17 protein-coding genes and 1 tRNA gene are annotated in these 24,767 nt (G+C 35.7%); 4 read left to right on the top strand and 14 right to left on the bottom strand.

The window, feature by feature from the left end; genetic code table 11:
• Window positions 1–7 precede the first annotated feature (7 nt).
• From SFA27_RS06130 to tssD, 6 genes are all read right to left on the bottom strand, one after another.
• Window positions 8–802 (bottom strand): hypothetical protein, encoded by a 795-nt coding sequence (locus tag SFA27_RS06130; protein WP_407297056.1) that lies wholly within the window; start codon window positions 800–802, stop codon window positions 8–10.
• Window positions 803–827: 25 nt separating this feature from the next.
• Window positions 828–1,070 carry a hypothetical protein gene (locus tag SFA27_RS06125; RefSeq protein WP_407297054.1) on the bottom strand — a complete coding sequence of 81 codons (243 nt, stop codon included), beginning with the start codon at window positions 1,068–1,070 and terminating at the stop codon, window positions 828–830.
• A gap of 57 nt (window positions 1,071–1,127) precedes the next feature.
• Window positions 1,128–1,586: a hypothetical protein gene (locus SFA27_RS06120; RefSeq protein ID WP_407297053.1), complete on the bottom strand. Its 459-nt coding sequence runs from the start codon at window positions 1,584–1,586 to the stop codon at window positions 1,128–1,130.
• A 61-nt stretch (window positions 1,587–1,647) separates the two neighbouring features.
• A complete protein-coding gene (locus SFA27_RS06115; protein ID WP_407297051.1) occupies window positions 1,648–3,006 on the bottom strand; it encodes a DUF3289 family protein in 1,359 nt (452 codons plus the stop codon).
• 1 nt (window position 3,007) lies between these two features.
• The gene (locus SFA27_RS06110; RefSeq protein WP_407297049.1) at window positions 3,008–4,888 is read right to left on the bottom strand and encodes a type VI secretion system Vgr family protein; all 1,881 of its coding nucleotides are present in this window, start codon (window positions 4,886–4,888) and stop codon (window positions 3,008–3,010) included.
• 127 nt (window positions 4,889–5,015) lie between these two features.
• Window positions 5,016–5,420: a type VI secretion system tube protein TssD gene (gene tssD, locus SFA27_RS06105; RefSeq protein ID WP_047378579.1), complete on the bottom strand. Its 405-nt coding sequence runs from the start codon at window positions 5,418–5,420 to the stop codon at window positions 5,016–5,018.
• A gap of 542 nt (window positions 5,421–5,962) precedes the next feature.
• Between tssD and SFA27_RS06100 the strand changes: the two genes are divergently transcribed.
• Window positions 5,963–6,035 (top strand) — tRNA-Phe (locus tag SFA27_RS06100).
• A gap of 119 nt (window positions 6,036–6,154) precedes the next feature.
• On the opposite strand, the gene SFA27_RS06095 is transcribed toward SFA27_RS06100, so the two are convergent.
• From SFA27_RS06095 to SFA27_RS06085, 3 genes are all read right to left on the bottom strand, one after another.
• Window positions 6,155–8,209, bottom strand: coding sequence for a cytochrome c biogenesis protein CcdA (locus tag SFA27_RS06095; protein ID WP_407297047.1), 2,055 nt, complete (start codon window positions 8,207–8,209; stop codon window positions 6,155–6,157).
• Window positions 8,210–8,397: 188 nt separating this feature from the next.
• Entirely contained in the window at window positions 8,398–10,047 is a 1,650-nt protein-coding gene (locus SFA27_RS06090) for a DUF6029 family protein (protein ID WP_407297045.1), read from the bottom strand.
• A 2-nt stretch (window positions 10,048–10,049) separates the two neighbouring features.
• Window positions 10,050–10,535, bottom strand: a complete 486-nt coding sequence (locus SFA27_RS06085) for a TlpA family protein disulfide reductase (RefSeq protein WP_407297043.1) — start codon at window positions 10,533–10,535, stop codon at window positions 10,050–10,052.
• 191 nt (window positions 10,536–10,726) lie between these two features.
• Here SFA27_RS06085 and SFA27_RS06080 point away from each other — a divergent pair, with 191 nt between their 5' ends.
• The 3 genes from SFA27_RS06080 to SFA27_RS06070 are packed head-to-tail and all read left to right on the top strand — an operon-like array spanning window position 10,727 to window position 14,509.
• Window positions 10,727–11,794 (top strand): Omp28-related outer membrane protein, encoded by a 1,068-nt coding sequence (locus tag SFA27_RS06080; protein WP_407297041.1) that lies wholly within the window; start codon window positions 10,727–10,729, stop codon window positions 11,792–11,794.
• A 30-nt stretch (window positions 11,795–11,824) separates the two neighbouring features.
• Window positions 11,825–13,699, top strand: coding sequence for a choice-of-anchor J domain-containing protein (locus SFA27_RS06075; protein ID WP_407297039.1), 1,875 nt, complete (start codon window positions 11,825–11,827; stop codon window positions 13,697–13,699).
• Between the two features lie 60 nt (window positions 13,700–13,759).
• The gene (locus SFA27_RS06070) at window positions 13,760–14,509 is read left to right on the top strand and encodes a T9SS type A sorting domain-containing protein (RefSeq protein WP_407297037.1); all 750 of its coding nucleotides are present in this window, start codon (window positions 13,760–13,762) and stop codon (window positions 14,507–14,509) included.
• Window positions 14,510–14,765: 256 nt separating this feature from the next.
• On the opposite strand, the gene SFA27_RS06065 is transcribed toward SFA27_RS06070, so the two are convergent.
• The 5 genes from SFA27_RS06065 to SFA27_RS06045 all read right to left on the bottom strand — a co-directional run bounded on the left by SFA27_RS06065 (window position 14,766) and on the right by SFA27_RS06045 (window position 24,563).
• Window positions 14,766–15,527, bottom strand: coding sequence for a LytR/AlgR family response regulator transcription factor (locus tag SFA27_RS06065; RefSeq protein WP_407297035.1), 762 nt, complete (start codon window positions 15,525–15,527; stop codon window positions 14,766–14,768).
• Window positions 15,528–15,606: 79 nt separating this feature from the next.
• Complete coding sequence (locus SFA27_RS06060; protein ID WP_407297033.1) at window positions 15,607–16,926, bottom strand: RagB/SusD family nutrient uptake outer membrane protein; 1,320 nt, start codon at window positions 16,924–16,926, stop codon at window positions 15,607–15,609.
• Window positions 16,927–16,936: 10 nt separating this feature from the next.
• Window positions 16,937–20,269 carry a SusC/RagA family TonB-linked outer membrane protein gene (locus SFA27_RS06055; RefSeq protein ID WP_407297031.1) on the bottom strand — a complete coding sequence of 1,111 codons (3,333 nt, stop codon included), beginning with the start codon at window positions 20,267–20,269 and terminating at the stop codon, window positions 16,937–16,939.
• 6 nt (window positions 20,270–20,275) lie between these two features.
• Complete coding sequence (locus tag SFA27_RS06050) at window positions 20,276–22,849, bottom strand: zinc-dependent metalloprotease (protein ID WP_407297029.1); 2,574 nt, start codon at window positions 22,847–22,849, stop codon at window positions 20,276–20,278.
• A 130-nt stretch (window positions 22,850–22,979) separates the two neighbouring features.
• A complete protein-coding gene (locus SFA27_RS06045) occupies window positions 22,980–24,563 on the bottom strand; it encodes a histidine kinase (protein ID WP_407297027.1) in 1,584 nt (527 codons plus the stop codon).
• Between the last annotated feature and the right edge of the window lie 204 nt (window positions 24,564–24,767).

Raw genomic sequence — 24,767 nt, 5'->3', positions numbered from 1 at the left:
ATAAAGATTAAGTCATTGTGATCGTTTCCCGGTATACTGTTTTTTCTCCATCTGACAATATAAAGTCAGCTTTCTTTTTGGAATACTGTTTTTTACGGGAGTTGTATTCCATTTCTATGCTTAATTTCACCTGATAGTGTTCCATCTGATACAGGTATTTCTTTTCTAATTCTTTTTGTAGGGTTTCCGGAACTTTGATTTCGGAAGTAAAAAAGGCATTAAAGCCATAGTCCCTCTGTTCTGCTCTGATAACTCCTGAACATTCTACATCACCAATTCCTTTGATATTCCAAACAATAGATTCAGGGTTTTCACCTCCATTATCTACATAATAAGGAGCAAATAACAGCAGATTCCAGAAGGGTTCTTTCAGTTTGTTTTTATAAAAACCAGCTTCATCCTCAAACGCAGCCAGATATTGATTTCTGAAGACCTCAGCATTCTGGTATTTTTCCTGAAGGCCTGCCGTTTTAAGTTTCCAGTTTTCTATATTTTTATGATGGTCTGCAGCTCTCAGAAAACTTCCTTTTTCATCCACTTTTATTTCCAGAGGATAAGAGCTCTGTTCCAGAATAAAAAGGATCTCCATAAATTTATTTTCAGAGGGAAAAGAGGAATCATCTACCTTTTCTATCAGCCAGTTTTTTGTATGATCTTCATTCTCTTTCTCCTGCAGTGTAATTCTATAAGATGAATAAAACCCTTTTGCTTCTCCAAACTGTATTTCAAGAGCATTCTCCACATGATAATCATGAGTTCCTAAAGCATATTTCTGAAAAGGTTTTACTCTCGTTTCTACCATATTGGATTTTATTATTTCCTATAATTTAAAAGTCATTCCACTCTCTATGTAGCTCGCTGATTTTATTGATCATAAAATTGATTATCCATCCTGAAACTATTCCGATAATCAGATATACCAATGTTTTCAAACTAAAAACTGAGCTGAAAACAAATCCGGCACTCAAATGATCCTCTAATGAAGCTGTATCAGCATTATCCACCATGGAATCCCATATTGAGAATACTATTCCTATAAATCCTCCCGCCGTTATTATTCTTTTCCTCATATTTTTTTGGAATAAAATGTTTCGTTAATTGTATCACTTTTCTAAAAATAAACAGCACTATTTATCACAGTTTTTGCTTGCCACTGTCTCTTCCGGCAGATTGTAGAGATATATTTTCTCTATTGTTCCTTTTCCACATTTGCTTACCAGATAATTGGCTATATAATCCTGCTGATAATGTGATATTTCTTCTCCTAACAGTTCTCCTGCACTTTCCTTATTGGTTATAAAATATGAAGTATTATCCGTTTTTCTGTAAAAAACAAAGTTGAGTGAGAATGTTTCCGGTTTTGTAAGAACCTGATTGTTTTTCAATCTGTTTTCTACATACTTTATAATTTCTTTTTTCAGAACACTTTCAGTAGGTTCCGGATTGTCTATAAGAATATAGCATGAAATCTTGACCGCATTTTTATAATAAGCATTGGTAAAAGTCATATGTTCAAGAGGAATAAAGTCATTCCGTTTCTTGTCACAGCTCAGTGCTATTAAAAGAAAGCATACTATCTTGATCATTTTTATAGATTGCAAATACTTCATTTTTTTTTGTATAATTCCTATTAGGTTTAATGGTTAATTAATATTCTCCCGGTCTTCTTCTGCCCATATTACGAAGATGATCTTCTCGTTCTTTCTCTGCTCTTCTTTTATTTTGACGTTCTGCCTTACCAATGTTGATACTTTCCTTAAAAGTTTTTTCAAATTCAACTTTTGTGATAAAAGGTTGATATCCTCTGATATGCTGCAAAATAAACCAGTATCTGAAACCAAGCAGATAGTAATATTTCTTCTCAATATCCGGCATATCCAATCCAAAATGATCATATAACGCAACTTTATAGGTTGCATCATAAGTACCATTTCCGGATTTATTAAATTTTGTCAGCTGCACCTCATAGGCCCAGGTATCATTCATACAGATGGTGAGTCCTCCTATAAAAGTGTCTTTCATGGTTGAAAACTGCGGATGTCCCCATCCTCTTCGTCCAAACTTTCCAACCTCATCATCTGTAAAGTGTATTTCATCATCTTCAATGGATGCAATACTTCCATGATTCTTCTTAATCCTGTCAGCAATTTCATCCTCTATACTTAAACAGAATCTTTGATTTGATGGATGGGCAAGTACATGTTTTGTAAGGATAGGACTAGTATATTCTCCTCCTTCGCTTCGTTTAAACTTTTCAATCATATCAAATGCAACCGTTTCCAGTTCGCCGACTGAAAAAAGTGTTCCTACCATACGTTTGAAACCGGTCCATAATTCTTCATCTGTTTTGTCTCTTATTTCTGACTTGATCCAGATTCCTTTGCTTTCTACATCTTGCAAAGTGTATCGGGAAGGATATTGATTGGAAACTCCCAGGCCATAGCACATATCATCTGCCATGTTAACTCCCTTCCTGTCTTTTCCTTTAATTTTAAATCTGTCAATATAAAGAGGTAATGGATTGGTTATTTTCACCTCAACACTAACCTTATCAATTGGAGTTTTAAAATAGGCATACACACGCATATCATAACAGGGAAGTTTCACCTGAATAGTCGAAGTATTTCCTGTGATTGAAGAATAATCAAAAAAGAAAGGAATAGATATTCCATTTATCTTTTCCTGCCATTGAAGTTTTTTATACTCACTCTTCGTTGCAGATCTGTTAAAAGTCGCTTTGAACCAATATTTTTCTCCTTCTTTAGGTTTTGCTATTTTTCCGCCATGATCATCTAAAGGGCCTTCTACTTTTATTACCAATAATGTATTGTCTTTTTTCGCCTGATATTCATCAAATTTCTTTCCTCCCTTTTTTCCATAAAAGGTATTTTCCTGGGGAGATTTAAAATCCAGAGTCCCTTTAGAAGCATCTTTCATAATATGTTCAGCTTCCTTGTAGGACTTCCCAAAGACATTTCTTACGATATTTCCGCCTTCACCTGCCATATTACTGCATTTTTACCTGTTTACCACTATTGATAAGCACTTCCTTGGCACTTTCTACGTTGATGGCATCTTTTGTACTGATGTAAGAGCCAGCCTCCATATTTTCTGTAATATTTTTGGCTGTAGATTTTCTGCCGGCTTCAGCCGTTTCAATAATATTGCTTGCTGTCAGATTGTAATCATCATTGGCTGTTTCCGTGATATCTTCACCGGCCATAATATTGACATTTCTCTGCGCTGAAGCAATGATATTTTTACCTGCATTGATCTGCACATTTTCTCCGGCAGTGAAGGTTATATTTTTGGGAGCATTAACAACAATATTTCCTTTTCCATCCATTAAATAAGTATTTCCGCTTGGATCTTCTATGAAAATACTTCCTTCCTGATCATTAAAGATAACTTTATTACCACTCCTTGTCTGAATAGATTTAAGGTGATTGTTGATGCTTCCACCCAATGCCACCTGCCCATGGAACATTCCTCCCATTGCAAACGGGAAATCGGGATGATGATATTCAAAACCTACCATTACCTGATCTCCTACTTCCGGTATGGCTACAAAACCTCTGTTTTGAGTGATCACATCTGTCCCTCCTGCATCAGGGCTCATCATTCTGATAAAATGAGTTGTATCGGGATTTTTCTGCCAGTCAAATCTCACCTGTATTCTTCCCTGATTAAGCGGGTCTGTATTGGAAATAACGGTGGCAACCTGTGGTTCAGCCTTAGGTTCTATAAATTCAGGTTTTGGCATAAAGCCTGTACCTTCAGCGATTGCTTCAAAGCTTCCCGTGTAATACCCTCGGGCATTGACTTCATGAGAAACTTCGGTAATTGTAAGTTTTGTAAAATAAAAAGTCTGGCTGGTATCCGGCTTCCGCATTTCGATATCCGCAAGACAACCCGGATATAAAAACGGAACGGTTGTATTTCCTGAAACAGTAAATACTTCTACGGCAGCGCTTCCGGCAGCACTTTTCTGAGAATCACTCACATCCACAAACATATTGGCATTGATAGGTGCCGGAGAAAGTGAACGGGTTTTAAAAATATTATTATTCAGTTCATAAGCTTTGGATGGTATTTCACCTAAATGTCTTATGTTATTTTCAGAACCTTCCATTTTAGTATGGCTGCTGCTGTTATAACCAAAAAACTGAGGGTTGGTATGTACAGCATTCAGCTCCACCTGAACATCTGTTGCATTGCTTCCGTATACAAGCCGGATTGGTTTTTCTGAAGGAGGAAGTTTTCCGAAATGAAGTACTTCGCCATCATAATAAAACTGTTCTCCATATGCTTCTGCAGTTCTTGCAAGATAATTGTAATGGGTTTCGTTATATTGTGCACTATAATTGATATAGCTTTTATTCTGGGTATCTACTCTGAAATCAAATTTCTCTGATCCCAGTGCTTCTTTACATATTTTGTTGGCAATGATTCCTGTATTGACAGCCTGATCTCCTCCAAAACTCTGGGTATGGGGAGCTGCATCCATCAAAATGGTAGGGCTTTGACCTCTCAGTACAATATTTCCCAAACTCATTTTTTCCTGGCTGAATGCGGCTTTGGTGATGACTCCTACAAAAGTTCTTTCAGGACTCTCACTTTCATAGTCTTTATATTTGAAGACAATAGTAATCCTCTTTCCCAAAAACTGGCGTGCCTGTTCCAGAGTATGGTTTTGAGCTTCTCCAAGAGAATCATGGGCCAAAATAAGTTCAAAATTGTGATGTCTTCTGGCACTTTGCTGTAAACGGAAATGCTTGAAGTGTTTGATAATTTTGCCTTCAATCACAATATCCAGCTTTACCACACGGTTGATTCCGGGAATATGATTCTCAGAAATCTTATCGGAATTCGAGATATTTTTATTCATAGTGATTAGGTGTTTTTTTCAGAACTTTATTTTAAATAAACAGTCGTTCTATAAGGTTAAAAAAGGCAGAACAGCCTCCCTTGAACCGGGTGTACTGTTCTGCCTGATATTTAAATTCTGAATAGGCTTAAGAAGGCCATGCTCCGAAGTAAGAAGAATTCCCCAGATCTATCTGTTCTGCACTTACTATAAAACTGATGTACATACTGTTCTCATCTACAGCATCAAAATCTACCTCATGCTGTATTACATAACCGTTGTTCCACTTCAGTGTTGTTAAAGTTCCTTCTTCATGAGATTTATTGAAAGTAATTTCTCCTACAGTAGGCTTATACTTTCCGTTCAATAAACTTTCCAGAATGTCTGATTTTTCAGTAGCTTCTACCGTGATTTTGATAAGAGCATTGGAAGGATCTGATGCTACACGTCCTGAAACGTCTGTAGATCTTGATACACTGTAATTAAGTTTTAATAACTTTTGTCCTTCACCGTTGTTGAATTTTAAAATTCCTCTTGAATTTCTTTCTGCCATGATTTGTAAATTTTAATGGTTAAATATTTTTATGATTTTGTTTTTCTATATCACCAAATATAGATGTAATTACAAAACGTAAATGAAATTTATGATTAAATTTAAAAAAGTGTAGTAATTCTACGACTAACACTTGTTAGGTTCATTAAACACTACTAATCAAGTGTTTGAAAGTTATTTCTGTTATAAATCACATTATTTTACTACTTGTTTAAGGTCTTTCAAAACAGTAAAATAATTTTCGGAATTTATCCGATAAAATAATTTTTCGTCCGTAAACAGAGTGCGACAGTAGTTTCGGGATAAAAAATGAATTCAGTACTGAAAATACAATTATAGAAAGCATTTAAAAAATAATATTCTTAAAAAAATTAAAAAAAATAAAATCTACCAAATTACTGATGAACAAAGCATTGAAACTAAAAACAAGCAATACCAGAAGGTTTCTTCAAAAAAATAAAACAAAATACTTGCGCGGTATTATAAAATGTTATACTTTTGCATCACTTTAAAACAACGAAGTAATAAACAAAAACATAAATGGTTTCTTAGCTCAGTTGGTAGAGCAATGGATTGAAAATCCATGTGTCCCTGGTTCGATTCCTGGAGAAACCACTTAAAACCTCTAATTTATTTTAGAGGTTTTTTTGTTATATGAAAATAAATCATTTTCCCTCAAAGTGAAGACAATCTTTTTTGGCCTCAACATTTTGACCTGATAATAAAAACTTATCTTATTTATAATAGTTGACTCCGCATTCCAGGAATTTTTTGAACTCTTCCTTTGGCATATAACCAGATACCGGTGTATTTAACACCTTTCCGTCCGGCGTAACCAAAACATAATGCGGTTGTGAATTGTTATTGAAATTGACTTGTTGGAATAAGCTCCATCGGTCTCCGATAGTTTTTACTTTTTTAATTTGCCCTTCGCCAAGATCAATCTTTGTTTTTTGATCTTCAGGAAGCTCTTCTTTGTCATCCACATAAAGAGAAGCAAGAACAACATCATTTTGAAGAATAGGAAGGATATCAGGTTCACTCCAGACAAATTCTTCCATCTTTCTGCAGTTTTCACAACCATAACCTGTGAAGTCAATCAGAATAGGTTTGTTTTCTTTTTTGGCAAGCTCAGCAGCTCTGAAAAAATCATGTTCAGGATGCATTCCCAGAATTCCGTCTTTTTCATCGTGAAAATAGCTTACATTTAACGAGGGAAGTATTCCACTTAATAATTGAAGTTTTGGACGCTCAGAAGGAAATAGCCCTTGCATTAAATAAATAGAAAATCCAACACCTAATATTCCCAGCACCCTTCTTATAATAGATATTTTAGGTTTTTTATCATCATGGGGGAATCTGATTAGTCCAAACAGATATAAAGTAAGACCAATGGTGATGATGATCCAGATTACAATAAATAATTCTCTTTTTAAGAAAAATGTTTTAGAAACCAAATCTGCTTTTGATAAAAATTTTAATGCTAAAGCTAATTCCACGAAACCTAAAACAACTTTTACTGTTCCCATCCAGCCTCCGGATTTCGGAAGACTTTGTAAAGCGTGCGGAAATAAAGCCAAAAGTCCAAAAATAATAGCCCAGGCCAATCCGAAGCCTCCCAAAGCAAAAGTCAATAACATCGGAACATTGGCAGACCCTGTAACTGCACTTCCCAATAAACTCCCTAAAATTGGTCCGGTACAGGAAAATGAAACAATAACCAAAGTCAAAGCCATAAAGAAAATACCAATGATTCCTCCCGCTTCTTCAGCTTTGGAAGATTTATTAGCAATTGAGCCTGGCAATGCTATATCATAATATCCGAAGAAACTTCCTGCAAAGAAAATAAATATGATAAAAAAGGCTATATTCAGCCAGACACTGGTAGAAATTTCATTGAAAATATTCCCTGCAATCCCATTAATTAAATGAAACGGAACACTTAATAAAACAAATATTAATAAAATGAAAAAGCCATAAATAAGTGCATCTCTTTTCCCTTTAGCTTTATTTCCTTTTGTAAAAAATGAAACGGTTAAAGGAATCATAGGGAAAACACACGGTGTTAATAGAGCTATTAAACCACCTATAAATCCTAAAAATAAATAAGTCCAATAGTTTTCATCAACCTTTGAGGATGTAGTACCACAATCTGTAATAGGGTTTTTAAAGTCTAATGTTTCTATTTTTAATTGTTTAGGGTCCAAGTGGGATCCTGATGCCACTGAAACATCACCTTCAGCAGAGCGTTGCCCAACAGCCATCGCTCTTTTTTCAGAATCTTTGGTAATTTCAGCAGTTGTTTCAGCGGTTACTTCTTCTATAGTTCCTTTTGGAGTAATTTTTTGATTAAATTCCAAAGTGTTAGGAGCCAGGCAAACTCTATCATCACAGGTCTGATAAGTGATCTCTGATGTAACGTCAGCTGGTTTTACAGGATCTTTAAGTTTGAATTTTTGTTTAAAGTCCGCAGCATTAGAGTAGAAAATAATAGTTCCTCCAAAAGCCTCAGAAAACTCTTCGTGTTTCTTTCCAACCTCCTGAAACTTTTCAATTAATTCAATGTTTTTTCCGGAAACTTTATATTCAGTTGGGATTCCGGTATCTTCAGGGGTATCTCTTGAGTAAATATGCCATCCATTTTCCATTGCTGCATTAAGAACTGCTTCATATTGATTATTTCCGAGATCATGAACTGTGAATTTAAATTTTACAGGATTTTTTATCTGCGCATTGATTCCTGCCATTAAAAATAATAGAATTAATAAAAACCAATTTCTAAATTTCATGTTTTTTATTTTAAAATTTTGGAAAATATTTTTGTTTTTTCGTCTTTTATAAACCCTCGAAAAGAGCATCCGATACGTGATAAATGCATGTTAACATCTACCGTATCCTAATTATCCAGGTTATTTCGTAAGCAGTCTGCTTTCAAATCTGATCAGATAAAAATTGAAACCAGAGTGTATGAGTTATTTTAATAACTTGTGCTAATTCCCAAGGAAAAACCTGCACTTTCTGGCACAAACCTACAAACTCCTCCTACACACAATAGTCCTCCCCGTTGTCTGCCGTATGAAGCCTGAATTCTGGTACTGTTCTTTCTAAAAACCAATCCTCCTGTATAATAATGCATCTGCTTTTCTTTATCAGGATTGCCATAATTATAAAGATCATTCACAAAACACGACCAGTTTCTGTTGAAGTTATATTCAAAAAGACCTGCAGCCCAATTTCCATGGTATCCATCAGCCCATTGATGCTGCAATTCTAATTTCATAGAGCTTTTAGAGAACTTATATATATTATCTAAAACAACAGTCTGTGCTTTTACTTCTCCTGAAGTTTCTTCAGTTCTGTAGGTATTGTAAAACTGGTTAATAAAAACAGCTGCAATCTTCCAATTATCTTTCAAACGGGTTCTTATATCTAAACTTTGATCAGAATAATATTTTTCTCCTAATGCAAGAAAATCTGTTTTATAATCCCTGATATTATTTATATATGCGCGGTATGTTCCTTTTAATCCATACCAATTGGAAATATTCAGGGACAGATCAGTTCCGTACTTCCCTCCGAGGAGTGTTCCTTTTTTTATTTTATAGAAAATATCAAATTGAGAACCTATTTCTCCTGCTTTTTTCTGAGGAAGAAATGCAAGTCTGGGCTGTGCCTGATATACATAAATATTAGCCAGACTATAATCATATTGTTTAGTAAGTGCGGGAACATAATTTAGTACTGCATTATGATAAATATTTCCGATTTGATCACGCTGCGAATAAAAATTAAAGTTTTCCAGCCTTCTCAAACTTGCTATAATTCCAAACCTGTCGGTTGCATAAGAAAGGTTTAAGAGATAAGCCTTCCCTGAAAAAAGATTATTTTGATCTAATGCTGAAATCTCCTTTATATTATCCTTCGTTTTATAAAGATATTCAAATTCTAAAGCAAATTTAGAATACTCCATTTTAATCCGGGATGAATAGATGCTTACATTTTTAGGATATTGAGGACTCTCTTTGTTGTTTTCGTATTTGTTAACATAACTAAATCCAACACTTGTACGGAAATCTTTTACTTTCATCAGAGAATCAAGTTTTACCTCGGCATCGAGTCCCCCAATAAGCCCATCAGAAAGTTTAAAGCCAAACCTTTGTTTTCCTAGTAAAGCCTTTAAGGTTATAATTTGATCAGGATCGGTATATTTAATTTTTCCGCCCAGTAATGAATTAGCGATCCCCAATTGCTTATCTTCCCATACACGTAATGCCAAACCACTTCCAAATTGCTCATAAAAATGTCCTAACGTAACATCCACTCCGGCTTTTTCGTTGTTATAATTGACAAAATAGGTTCCTAAATTGGTTTTATTTAAAGCTGGTGAGTAGTTGAGTAAAGCTTTTGGCTCATAAGATTCAAGTTGTGCACCAAAGGTAAAATTATCCAGCTTGTAATTAACATTTAAATAGCTGTTTGACCGAAACCTCTGAGAAGCTTCGGTTTCAGAAAGTTTTATTTTATTATCATCAATATAATACTGCGAATTAGACTCCAGGTTTACGGATAACTGGCAAAATACATTAATACTAAAAAAGAGTATTACACCACTAATTTTATTCTGCATGATTAATTAATGGTATTATATTCTTTAATTTTTTCAATCAATTCATCTTCGTCACCCGCAGAATAACCTATATGTGAATAAACAATTTTTCCTTTATGAATAATAATTACATGTGGCACACTGTTAATGTTCAATGCTCTTTTTAGAGTTTGATTGGTGTCAAGCAGAATAGTATATGGCCACCCTTTGCTTTTCACAACCGTTTTTACTTTTGAAACAGTACGGGCATCATCTGTAGAAACGGCAAACAGGGTAAACTTATTTTCTTTCTGCCAGCCCTCATACTTCTCATTAATTGTAGTGAGTTCCTCCATACAGGGCAGACACCACGTTGCCCAAAAACTCATCACTACAGGCTCTGACGAATCGATTTTTGAAACATTGAGTTTTTCACCATTTAAGGTACTGATTGACACGTTCGGGACTTCCTGAGCATAACAAAAACTCAAAATAAAAATTAAAGACCCAGATAAAATTAATTTCAACATAGTTATGATTTATTTACTACAAATATATAATTTCTTTAACAAATTACAAATAATTTAGTATTTTTGTAATGGAATTATCATTATTTATGCCATTTTGTTATTAAAATGAAAATAAATTATACACATATTTTAGAGATATCATTAAAAAATTCTACAGTATTATTCAAATTAATTAAATATTTAATAAAAAAATGAAAAAGAAGTTATTATTTCCAACAATGGTGATTTACACTCTGATTCTTCTTCTTTTTTCCTGCAAAGGAGCCGAGAGTGATGAGGGAAACACTACCGCAACTTATCTTACTATCTCTTCTGAGGGAGGCAATGAAAAATTATTAGGAAAAACTTTTACATTCAAGATAAAAGATAACCTCAATAATGATATTACTGCAGAGAGCCAAATCTTTGTAAATAAGCAACTGATACAAGGAAATTTATACACCCCCACAGAAAAAGGAGTCTATAGCATTAGCGCTCAATACAAGGATCTTCCTGTAAACCCTATTTCCGTCAATGCGATTATCAGTGATGGCACAAGTTTCAAACACAGAATTTTATATGAAGACTTCACAGGAGTATGGTGTGGAAACTGTACACGTGCCGGAGCCAGGTTAAAAAATTTAAAAAACCAGACTGATGATGGATTTGTATTTTTAGGAGTACATGGCCCCGGCGGACAAGATCCATGGTCTAATGCAACCAGTACTGAGCTGGAAACGTTCAAAAGTGTTACAGGTGCAGATCTGGGATGGCCCACCATGTTCATTAACCGAAATATTATATGGCCGGATACTGAGAATTATACAGACATGTCACTTCCTTTAGCTCAGCTTAAAGCATCCAGTAAAATAGGGATCAGAATGAGCTCAACCATAACTGGCAATACTTTGGATATCAATGCTCACATTTCTTTCACTCAAAACTTTACGGGCCTTAAAATTGCTGCATTTATTGCTGAGGATAATCTTATAGGCAAACAAAAAAACTACGTCCCTGCTCTGGGATCTCCTACCATATATGACTATGTTCATCACAATGTTTTAAGAAATAAACTGACCTCTTCAGTGGCGGGAGAAAATATCCCGGACACTCAAACTGTAATTTCAAATGAATATTCAAGGGCTTTCCAATATTCAATTCCATCAGACTTCAATCGTAATAATCTAAAAATCATCATCATGGTAATGGATGGAAACGGCAGCGTCCTTAATGTAAGAGAGGAAAAACCAGGAACAACAAACAATTATGAATTCTTATAATATTATTTAACACATTAAAACTTAACAACAATGAAAAAAATTTTAATCACTATGAGTATTCTTCTATTTGGAATACATTATTCACAGACTTTTTACAGTCAAGATTTTAATACTGCCGGTATGAACGGATGGACCAGTACTGATATTGACGGAGATGGTAATCAGTGGGCCAATTTAAATGCCTCAGGCATAAATGTGAACCTTGGTACAGGGTCTTTGGTTTCTTATTCATACAAATCCAACCAGGCTCTTACCCCAAATAACCTGATCACTTCACCTTTAATTAATTTAAGCACTGCTTCGGCCAATACTGTTCTCAGTTATGATCTGTTAACAAATTCCAATGACCCAGCTGAAAAGTATTCTGTGTATGTTACAACTTCCAATGTTTCAGGAACCATTACTTCTTCTACTCCAGTTTATACAGAAACAGTTGCCATCGGAGGTCTTCAAAACAGAATAATCAATCTGGCTCCTTACATTGGGCAGCAGGTTTATGTTTCTTTCAGACACTATGACTGTACTGATCATTATTATGTTATGATAGATAATGTTAATGTAAAAACCCTTCCAGATAATGATATTGCTCTAAAAAAAATCGCCATAGAACGTTATGGATTAGTAAATACGAATTACTCAATTAAGGCAACTGTAAAAAATAATGGAACACAGAGTGTTAACAATATCAAGGTTAACTGGAATGACGGGACAGCAGACCATATTTCTACAATACCGTTAGCTTCTCCATTAGCCACAGGACAGGAGAAAACAATAACTCATACCATTGCAGTAAACTATCCTACAACAATAGAGAAAAATCTTACTGTTTCTATAATGGAGGTAAATGGATCTCCCGATGCCACTCCTGCAGACAATACACTTGCAACTAAATTCAATTCTGTAAGCCAGAATTCACCAAAAAAGGTAGTTATTGAAGAAGGAACAGGAACATGGTGCGGTTACTGCCCAAGAGGTGTCGTTGCAATGCATAATGCTGAAATCAACTTACCAAACGATTTTATAGGAATAACAGTGCATAACGGTGACCCTATGAAATTGGCCGAATACGATACAGGTGCAAATTTCTCAGGATTTCCTGGTTTAAATGTGGATAGAAGCTTATTAGGCAAGGAAGTTCCGCCTAACGCTGATTTTTCACCAATTATCAATGAAAGAAAAACTCTGATAACCCCAGCTGCTTTGAGTGCAACTTCTACCTTATCAGGAAGAACACTTACGCTAAATACTTCAGCTATTTTCAGATCAAATTTCGCTAATGCCAATTTCAGATTTGCTGTAGTTATGGTAGAAAATGATGTAAAAGGCACCATATCTGGTTATGATCAGCATAATTATTATGCAGGAGGAGGAATGGGCCCAATGGGAGGTTTTGAAACCAAACCCAGTTTAATACCTGCAGCACAAATGGCTTATGATCATGTGGGAAGAATGCTATTGGGAGGATATACAGGACAGGCAGGCTCAATACCAACAGTCATTACTGATGGGCAAACAGCCAATTACACATTTACAGCTGATATTCCCGTTGAATATAATATAGCCAATATGAAAGCAGTAGTACTGCTTCTGGATGCTACAACCGGTGAAATAGTAAATGCCGCAGGTCCATTTGCTCTCAATGGTACATTAGGTACAAATACTGCCCATATTACAGCCAATGATCTTAGCATATACCCTAATCCGGCAAAAGACTTCATTAAAGTACAGGCAAAAGGAAAGGTAGATCTTAAAATTTTTGATACCAGCGGAAGAGTTGTTATTGAAAGATCCGGAGTTGAACCAAACACAGAAATTTCTATACAGAGCCTGATAAAAGGAGCTTATATGGTTTCTATCCAGGAAAAAGGTTCCGAACCAAAGACTAAGAAATTAATAATAAAGTAATAATCTCAAGAGTTCGGGAAAATTCAAGATGAATTTTCCCGGATTTATAAAATAAAATTTATGAAAACACTTAACTTAACAGTCATTGTATTTATGCTTTTGTCTTTTTACGGGAAGGCACAACTCGCTTTAGCGAAAGAAGATGGAAGTCCGATAACTAACGGACAAATTATTACCTACAATACAACGGATGAAATTCCAGCCAATCTACATTATAAAATTAAAAATACATCTGCATCTCCAGTAAATGTCCGGATAAAAATCATGGACATCGTCAATGCAAACGGAAGCAGTTTCCAATTCTGCTACCTTACGACCTGCTTACCTTTTGTATCAAAAAATTCGGTATACCCTGGTAATTCAAAACCACCAATAACTATAGGAGGTAACTCTGAAGTCTCCAGTGGATACACCATGTGGAACTCAGATACAGGATCGGGAACATTCCCAATTGATTATGTAGTGAAGTATTATCTGGTAGATGATTTAAATAATGAATATGGTATTCCGGTAACATTTACCTATAGGTATGATCCTAATGTAGTTTTACGAACGAACGATATTCAGAAAGAAAAAAAATCTTTTGTAGAGATCCCTTCAACCGTAGTCAAAAATAGCATCGAGGTAACTGCAACAGAAAATACATCTTATAGCTTGCTCAATATGGAAGGTTACATTTTATCAACCGGAAATCTTAAAAAAGGTAACGTTCAAATAGATGCTTCAAGACTGAATTTGGGAGTATATATAATTACTTTCAAAAATAGTCAGGGAGATGTTATTTCAAAGAAAATAATTAAAAGGAATTAATTCACAAAAAATAATTTTATTTGAAAAAATATAAATCACATTCTATGACATAGTTCCTATAAACACATCTAAGTCTAATAATTGTTTTTTCATTTAATCTGTTTTATAAAAATTGTACCGTTTAACCTATAATAATTTTTTCTCCTTTTTCTAAGAAGTTGTCCGAATTTTCGGGCAGCTTCTTTTTTTTCAAATTCATCTTCAAAATGAATATTCGTTACCATAATGATTATTCGTTTCTCCAACTAAAAACCAATTACCTGTTCAGCCAGTTCAGGCATTCAGCAATCTGCATTTTACTGATAAAAACCTCAGCATTCACTTCCGGTTCCGGAGAAAGCTTAAGTTCTACTTTCTGACTGGAATGTTTGATAATTTCAGTAACAGCTTCCTTATTAATGATAAACTTACGGTTTATTTTAAAGAAAATTTCAGAATTCAGCTTCTGGATAATATCTTTAATGGTATCATCATAAATATAGGTCTGATGATCTTTTGTAGTAAGGAAAAGGTATTTCCCGGATGCAAAAAAATAAGCCGTGTTATGCTCATCTATTGATTTGAGTTTATTCCCTTCTCTTACCATAAAACGTTTCATCACCTCACCTTCTGCCTGCCTTAATGAGGAAATTGATTTGAGCACCGGTTCAGGATCAAAATTGTTTCTTATGGAGATAAATTTCTGTAAAGCTTTATGCAAATCCTCTTCTTCAAAAGGCTTCAGAAGGTAATCAATTGTGAAATGTCTGAAGACTCTGATGGCATATTCGTCAAACGCGGTAATGAAAATAATCGGAGTGAAAAGTTCCACCTGTTCAAAGATTTCCAGGCTCATCCCGTCACCAAGGTGGATATCCATAAAAATAAGATCTGCAGAATCTTTCTCAAAAAAATCAATTGCCTGTTTTTTGGAACGAAGAATAACAGTCTCTGTAACAGGGACAATGCTTTGTGTATCTAAAAGGTTTTTCAGATAATTCACAGCCAGCAGTTCATCTTCTATAATGGCAATTTTCATAACGGTGCAAAAGTACAAAAAAACCGCTAAAACAATTAAGTTCAAGCGGTTTCATCTGTATTGAATTTGATATGAAGTTTTATAAATTAGGGTTATTCTTCTTCGCACTCATTGGATATTCAATGGTATATCGCGGATCATTCTGCTGAAGAATATACTCTTTGCCATTGATTGTATGGCTTATCTTTTTCTGATTTGCTCTTCTTAAATCGAACCATCTTTGTCCTTCCAAAGCAAATTCTCTGAATCTTTCATCCAGGATAAAGTTCATAAATGCTGCAGAATCCATTGAGCTCACTGCATTTTGAACTGAAGTATATCCGTCCGGAGTATATCTGTTCTTCATTACTTTAAGAAGTGTTTCTTTAGCTTCAGCCAGCTTATTCAACTTTAACAATGCTTCAGATTTTATAAAGTACTGCTCTGCCGTTCTGAAAGACACTTTGAATTCTAAGCTTCCTCCTTTAATAACTTTATACTTACTTCCATTTTTTTCAAAATACATGCCAAACCTTTTATCTGTAGTACTATTGTATGAAGAAATAAGTTCAGGAGACACGAAAGATAAGTTCTTTATAGAATTATCCCATGGGTTATCCAAAGCCATAATTGATTCCGGGGAAGCATAATGATTAGGCACCGTATTTACCGTATTTAAATTACTTAAATCTCCTTTTACTGTCAGTACCTGATTTGCATAATTCAACGCATTATTCCAATCTCCTTCATACAAAGCTGTTCTTGCCTCGAAAGCCAGCAATGCTGTTTTTGAAAATCTGTAATTAGCTCCTAATGCCTGCGTTTGTTCTACCATCAGACCTTCTGCTTTTTTAATATCTGCATGAATCTGATCATACACCTCCTGTACTGAAGATGGTTTCAATACCTCCTCAAGATCAATTTCAAGATTGATGGGAACTCCTCTGTCCGCAGAAGCTGTAGCATTGTTATAAGGTTTTCCATATAAATTCACCAAATCAAAATACAGGTAAGCACGCAAAGCATAGGCTTCTGCTAAAATCTGATTCTTCTCTGGAGAATCCTTCATCGTTTTGCTTCCTTCATTAATAATCTGGTTCACGTAGAAATTAACGGAATAGAATCTTACCCAAGGAAATTCTGCAGATGTGGGATCATTATTCGAATCTTTCCACATTGCCATTTCTCGATAAGAAACAAAATCTACTCCATTGTCATCAATATTCAACTCATCGGTACGAAATGCTACCAGAGATTTGTGAACGGGATATTTTGAATAGGCTGATGTAAGTACTTGTCGGTAATCTTCGGTGGTAACAGGAATAACTTTGCCTTCAGGCTGAATATCTAAAAACCTGTCACATCCAATATTGGTTAAGCAGATTGCTGCAAGGGCTATAATTGTTGTAATTTTTCTCATTTTCTTAAGTTTAAAAAGAAACATTAAATCCTACGGTCACCGACTTGGTGATAGGTTGTGCATAAATATTACCATATGTCTCCGGATCAAAGTATCCGTTATATCCGTTACTGAATACAAACAGGTTACGTCCTTCAACACTTAGTCTCAGACTGGAAATCCCCATAGGGTTTGTAAATTCTTTAGGCAGTGTATACCCTAAACGAATACTACTGATTCTTATGTAGCTGATTTCTTTTGCCCATACATCAAGTAAACTGTATGCATTGGAACTATTTCCGGCAAACCACTTATTTGCCATCCATCCACCCGGATTAGCCTCCATATCAGGACTTGTGATCCCTGGAAGCGAACCACCTGCTTCATAGATATCTCTTGTATAGTTTCTTCCTCTATCCAGATCCATACCTCGGTAAGAAGGTGTTCTCATTACCGTCTGCTTCAGATTGAATGTTGCAGAGATGGTAAGATCGAAATCATGTACCTTAAAGGTGTTGATAATACCTCCGGTAAATTTCGGATCTCTGTCTCCTACATAGGTAAACAGGCTTCTCAGCTCAGCACTTGAAAGCTTTGTATCTACAAGCTGCCCTGGAAGGAAATCAGCATACACATCATATAATTTAAAGAATTCTGCAGCTGAAATCTTCTGATCTCCTTTCCAGAACAATGGGTTTCCATGTTCATCCATTCCTGCCGTTTTTAAAGCAAAAACAGCATTCACAGGAAGACCTTCTCTGGAAGGAAGGAAAGCGTTGTCACGAGGCTGCTCACTCAATACCCTACTCTTGTTGTGAGCAAAGTTGATGGTGGTAGTCCATTTAAAATTATCGTGATTGATGTTTCTGGTAGACAATGCCAGTTCAAAACCTTTGTTAGTCAAACTTCCCCAGTTCATCATCGTATACTCGAATCCGGTTTCAAGAGGGGTTTCTTTCATACTGATCATATCTGTACCTTTTCTGCTGTAGACATCAGCGGTAAGGCTAACACGGTTATTGAATAATCCTAAATCAAGACCAACGTTAGTATTGGTAGTTTTTTCCCATCTCAGTTTATCATTCGGAGGGCTTATTACTGTAATAACACCTTCTTTTACTCCCGGAAGAATTGTTGCATCATTATATTCTCCAATAAAGAATGGTGAAGTATTTCTGTCGATATTTCCTTGAAGACCATAAGATGCTCTCAATCTAAGGTTAGATACTGCAGAAATATTTTTCATAAAATCTTCCTTCGTTACCAGCCATGATCCTGAAATTGCCCATATAGGAAGGTATTTATACTTTTTATTTACCCCAAAAAGGTTGGTCCCATCATACCTTACACTTCCGAAGAAGGTATATTTCTGATCGTAAGTATAAGACGCCGTAGCAAACATGGAAGCATAAGCATTCTCTACCGGTGGGTTTTCACGATATGTTTCATATTTTTTATCTGTTGCAAAATCTGAATTCGGGAAAACAATTGCCGTACCTCTTCTTGAAGTCGGGTCATATCCAAAAGCTCTGGTAACGGTAGTATTATCCTCTGTTTTACGGATTTCTGTTCCTGCCATCAAATCAATTTCGTGTTTTGAATTGATTTTCGTACTGTACGCCGCCTGTAATTTCCAGTTGTATTGGAAGAAATCATTATCCCAGTTTTGTTTTACAGCTCCTGCAGGCAGGAAGTAATTGAATTTACCATCTTTATAGTAACGGGTACCTTGTCTCATTTTTCTGGTGAAATAGGTGTTCTCCCCTGCAAATTTCTCCGTTTTATTAGCATCATACTGGATACCTAGCTGAGAGGTAAATCTTAAACTTTTTGAAGCTTTGTATTCTAAGTCTAAAATTGCTTTCAGAGAGTTATTTTTCAGCGTATAGCTGGTATTTTCTCTTTCTTCAAGGAAATTGAAAGGAACATATAAATCTTCAAAACCGTCTATATCTTTATCATAATTATAGCTTCCATCTGCATTGAAAGGCTTCATGTAAGGATTGGCATTTCTTGAATAATTGATAGGGTTTATTGAAGCATCAGCATCTGTTACAAAAGATGTACGTTCACTTTGTGTTCCGAAAATAGAGATTCCTGCATTTAACTTATCGCTTAATTTATAATTGTTTTTTAAAGTCAGGTTATAACGTTTAAAACCTGTACCGATAGTTGTTCCTTCTTCATCATAATATCCCAGGGAGAAATAGTAATCTGCACGGTCACTTCCGCCAGAAACGCTTAATCCATATTGTTTGTTGATGGCATTTCTGTACAACAGTTTTCCCCAGTCTGTATTGTTGCTTCTTAGGCCATTGATTTGTTGGCGTGTGAATGAATTCAGTGCATCAAAACCTCCGTTTCTGAAAGCATCAAGCTGGCTATTCTGAGTCAGGATTCTCATCACTTCTCCTTTATCTGCGCGGTAAGTAAGGTCAGCGCGCTTGGCAAGCATCAGTTCCAGGTCTACTTTTTCAGAGGCATTTAAAAGATTCAGCTTATCAAAATCAGGACGGGATGTCACGAAAGTATCTGCCGAAAAGTTCAGTTTTAAACTTCCTTTCTTTCCTTTTTTTGTGGTAATGGAAATTACCCCGTTTGCTGCTCTTGCTCCATAAATGGCTGTTGCAGCAGCATCTTTAAGGATGGTAATATCTTCAATATCATTAGGATTCAAACCTGCAATAGAGAAGTTTTGAAGCTGGTCAATATTGTCTTTATCGGTAAAGTTCGGAACATCATTTCCTTCTAACGGAAGACCGTCAATTACCCATAACGGATCCTGAGGACCGGAAAGAGAAGCTGTACCCCTGATTCTGATCTTCGCCGGACTACCAGGGGCACCGGTTTCGGGAGTTACTGCCACACCAGCAATTTGCCCTGCCAGCATCTGATCTACACTGGCAACACCAGCCTGGCTGATGTTGTCCATTTTTACTGTAGAAACCGCTGAGGTCTGCTTACGCTTTTCAATTTTCTGGTAACCGGTGATGATTACTTCCTGGATTTTATTTTTATCTGAAACTTCAGAAGTTAGTCTTATTGTATAGTTAGTCTGTCCTTCATTAAGCTGAATGACTCTGGATTCATAACCTGGGTAACTTACCAATACAGTTTTTGTATCAGCAGGGATTTCTAATATAAATTTCCCGTCCTTATCGGTCACTGTACCTACTGATACACTTTCGATAATTCCTTCTAGTTCTGTTTTTGTAGAGACCGACTGTGTCTCGATTTTTATAGATGCACCGGTAATCACATGAGAGGTATTTCCATCTTCTATTTTCCCGGTGATGGTTTTCTTTTGCTGGGCCATTGCTATATTAGCAGCCAAAAGAGGTAAAAGTATTAGAGTTTTTTTCATTGCCGTTTATTTGTTTAAAGCCTCTTGTATACGAATAATTAAATCTGTGTAATGTGCTCTGGAAGCATCATCGCCTCTGTACCTTGTTCTGTTCAGTAAGTCCAGAACCTTCTGAAGTTCTGCCCTTTTGTAAGTGGTAACTTCAGATACTCTCTTCATAGATGAATAATTGATATTCCTCAAACCGTGATCCTCTTCATGGAAATTACAGATGGTTGGGATATTCAGAGTATCATCTGCTTTCAACCCTTTCACTGCTGTTTTTTCAAATAATTTATTCACAGAAACAATCAGGGCATCCACATAATTTTTCTGAGTCATTTTCTCAAGCATCGTAAGGCTTCCTTTTTTACTGAAAATAGGAGTTCTTACCTGATCAAATAATTTTTCAACGGTATAGATCTCTTCTTTAGAACCAGACATCTGATGCTTCAGCTCATTTTCAAGCAATCTCAACAGTCTGTCATCCATAAACAGAGAATAGATATTTGCATACTGCATTCCTCTTGCCATGGTATATGGTGTCTGCTCAAATGGCCCCATTGGTGAATCTTTAACCGGATACGTTTTTTCTGTAATCGGATTAAAGAATAACCACTCCGGAAGGTTGATCGCGTTTTTAACCAGATAATCAACTGCTCTTCTCTGAATTTCTTCAGGAACTGCTTCGTAAGCTTTCTTCTTGTTGCCAAAAACAGTGTTGTTCAGGTAAATTCCTCCCACATTCGCCATCACATGACCTGTGTACAGGTCCCATTGTCCGATAGCTCCCATATAAAGTTTTCCGGTATCCGTATACTCTTTACCATCTTCATACGTCCACTTTAAAAGATTGTTGACAACCACTTTAAGGTTTTTCATCCCATATTCGCTGGCTTTCATGGCATCATCTCCCAAATCTTCAGACTGAGAACGAGGATCGATAGTTTCCAGGTAGCTCTGCTGCTCGCCATAGAAATACATCGGATCGTCCTGATGCTTTTCAATTAAATTTCTCAGCGCTCTTTTCTCAACAAATTCATCCGGATACCAACGGTAACCCCAGTCTATGGCATATTTATCGTAAAGACCAATTTTCGGAGTGATGGCTGTAACACCATCTTCCGGCTGAGCAACGTAATTGTAACGTGCATAATCCATAATGGAAGGTGCTGTACCACCCATTTTGTCTGTAAATTCTTTGGAACGAAGCGACTCTACAGGGAATGCAAAGGATGCTCCCATATTGTGCTTCAATCCGAAAGTATGCCCTACTTCATGCGATGAAACAAAACGGATGGCTTCACCCATATGTTCATCACTGAATTTATTTCCTCTTGCTTTCGGGTCTATAGGTCCTGTCTGAATTCTCATCCAGTCATGAAGAGAAGTCATTACATTATGCCACCAGATGATATCTGCTTCGATAATTTCACCACTTCTCGGGTCTACTACTGATGGTCCCATTGCATTTGACTTTGGCGAAGCGGCGTAAGTAATCACAGAATATCTTACATCATCAATATCAAAATCTTCATCTTTTTCGTCCGGCATTTTCGCAATCACTGCATTTTTGAATCCTGCCTGCTCAAACGCCGCCTGCCAGTCATGTACTCCGGCAATGATTTTCTCACGCCATTGTTTTGGTGTTGCCGGGTCTATATAATAAACAATAGGCTTCTTAGGCTCTACCAGCTCACCTCTTAAATATTTTTCTTTATCTTCATCTTTGGGTTCAAGATTCCATTTGGTAATGAAAAACTTTTCATCCATTTTCTGCTGGTTATCATTAAACGACCAGTGCTTTTCGGAGAAAAATCCTACTCTTGAATCCGCAACTCTTGGTTTCATCGGTATTTTAGAAAGAAGCACAAGATTCGTGGTAACACCAAGAGTTACCGGCAGATCTACACCTCCTTCATTTACAGAAGTAGACAATTGAGACTTCACCACAAGGTTCTTAGGAAAAGTTTTCACACCTTCTATATAAGAAAGGCTTGATTTCACAGATCCTCCTAATCCTACATTAGCCAATACATCATTAAAGCTCTTCTGATTCCCATCAAAAACTTTATTAACTTTAATTGCTACTGCTGTAGAATCACTGTTTTGCGCCTCAATATCAAAGACTTCAATTACAGATTCTGAAAAGTTGTCTTTTACAGATTTTGTAATAGCATCATTTTTTGGTGAAGACACTTTAGGAACCACAGTTTTCACCCATACCTTTTTAGCTACAGGGTCACGGTGAAAGGAAATGACCTTATTTTCATAATTCATTCCTTTGTTCAAACCTGCTTCATTCACCTGCATTGGCACCTGAGATAGCTTGTTGACCACCAAAAACTGACGTCCCATCAAGCTGTCTGGAATTTCAAAATAAATATCCGTCTTTAACTGAATAGTATTAAAAAGTCCCTTTTTATAGGTTCCTTTTTTGATCAGGTCTTCAATTTTTTTTGTTTTTTTTGACGAGGATGTCTCTGTCTTATCTGTTTTTTCTTTGTTGACCTTTACCGTATCTTTATCTTTTTTTTGTGCTATTGCCATTGGTGAAGCCATAGCAAGACCGAGATACAGCGCAAGTCTGTAATTCTTCATTAAAATAGTCCGATTCATTCCAAATAGTAAATATCTTAGTTTCAGTAAGCAAAGCTATAGGTATCGCGAATCATATATATAATATTAGGGAGTGAATGGTGATTTTTCGGGAGTGAATGGATTTTTATTTTCACTTCAATAAAGGCAAAAAACATATGAAATATTCACCGTCTACAGAAATATGAAGAAGATTATTTTTAAAATACTCATAAATTTGATTCAAATAATCAATTCCGAATTTCTCACCCTGCACCGGTTCACTTTTTGGCTGCCAGGTATTCTTTACAGTGATACCCTCCTCATCCACAATAATGATAATTTCCAGAGGCTGATCTATCGTTGCAATATTATGTTTGATGGCATTTTCCGTTACAATCTGAAGGGATAAATACGGAATTCTTTTTTCCAGACTTTCCGGAGCATTAATAATCAGTTCAAACTTCATCTCTTCATCAAACCTGCTTTTCAGAAGTTCCATATACTGCTGTATAAATTTGATTTCCTGCGAAACCGGAACAATATTATCTTTAGGGGGAATTATAAGATACCTGTAAATCTTAGAGAGGTTCATGGTAAACTTCTGGGCATTTTCTTTATTGATCCCGATCAGCATATAAAGAGAGTTCAGTGAATTGAAAAGAAAATGAGGATTGATATTGTTTTTAAGCTGCTGAAGCTGGTTAATTACTTCTGCTTTATGCATCTTTTCGTTCTCTATTAACAATAAATTCTTTTCAGACTGTATTTTTTCTTTTTCCTGATAAGCAAGATTGGTTGCTCTCTGGAATAAGATAAAGACCGTTACAATAAGAAACAGAGCTGCCAGAAAAATATAAACGGTATAAGTTTTTATTTTGTCAATATTTTCATCGATGATAAAATTCACGTGATTTACGACTGTATATCCGTCAAAATTGTCTGTCTTTAATGGTTTTATGAAGCGTGTTACCTCAACACCAAGATATTCTGAGACCGCCGTTCCTTTGGTGTATCCGGCTTCAGTTCTGCTGGACAGTGTATCTTTCGCCTTAATATCTGTAAACTCGAAAATATTCTTTCCGATATATTTTTTCTCCGGATGGGTAATACAAATTCCTTCTTTTGTAAAGACGTACGCGTAAGTATTGGAACTTTTGTCTACATTAATAAAGTACCGATGGAGATCATCCAGGCTTACGGTAGAACCATAATACAGTTTGTTTTTATCAGGCAGCACCAGAGAATCATAACTCACCCAATACATACTGTCTTTTTTGGTAATCAAAAGATCCCTGAAATGTCCGGAACCGTTATTTTTTAAACTAATAAAATTCTCTTTATGTTCTGTCTGTCTGAAAATACCAGATAAAGGATTATTACTTTCTGTTTTTCCTGAAGCCGTATTTTCGTAATAATACCAGCTGTAAGGCAGCAGATTTCTTTTTTTGTTTAAATCATTTAAAACCAAAGAATAATCTTTATAATTCTTCAGTCCGTCTTTCTGAATCAATGCGCGAAGCAGATATTGATAATCTTCAATATTCCTGAATTCATGTTCTATGGATTCATATTTACGGAAGAAGGTTTTCTTTGCAAAATCATCAGTGTTTTTACGGCTGTCTTCTGTGATCAAAAGGCTCAAAACGGCAAATGCTGCCACTGCAATAAGGCAGGCAGATAATGCGGTAATGTAAATGTATTTTGGGGATAAGGCGTGTTTAAAATTAATACTCAAGTTACTCTGAATTGTTGTTCTCCTACATATAAATTATTCGTTTGCAAAGATATAACAAAGATTCCAGTACCATAAAGTGAATTATTTTTATCTTTAAAACCGCCAGTGGGCACCCTTATTTTTTAAACAAAAACATGTATTTTAAGCTATTTATTTCAAAAACATAAAAAAACTACCAAAAAATGGTAGTTTCAATATATTCAG

Source organism: Chryseobacterium sp. HR92, assembly GCF_045689405.1.
Lineage (GTDB): Bacteria > Bacteroidota > Bacteroidia > Flavobacteriales > Weeksellaceae > Chryseobacterium > Chryseobacterium viscerum_A.
The sequence above is the reverse complement of the archived record's forward strand: the minus strand, read 5'-3'. Positions and strand labels throughout refer to the sequence as shown.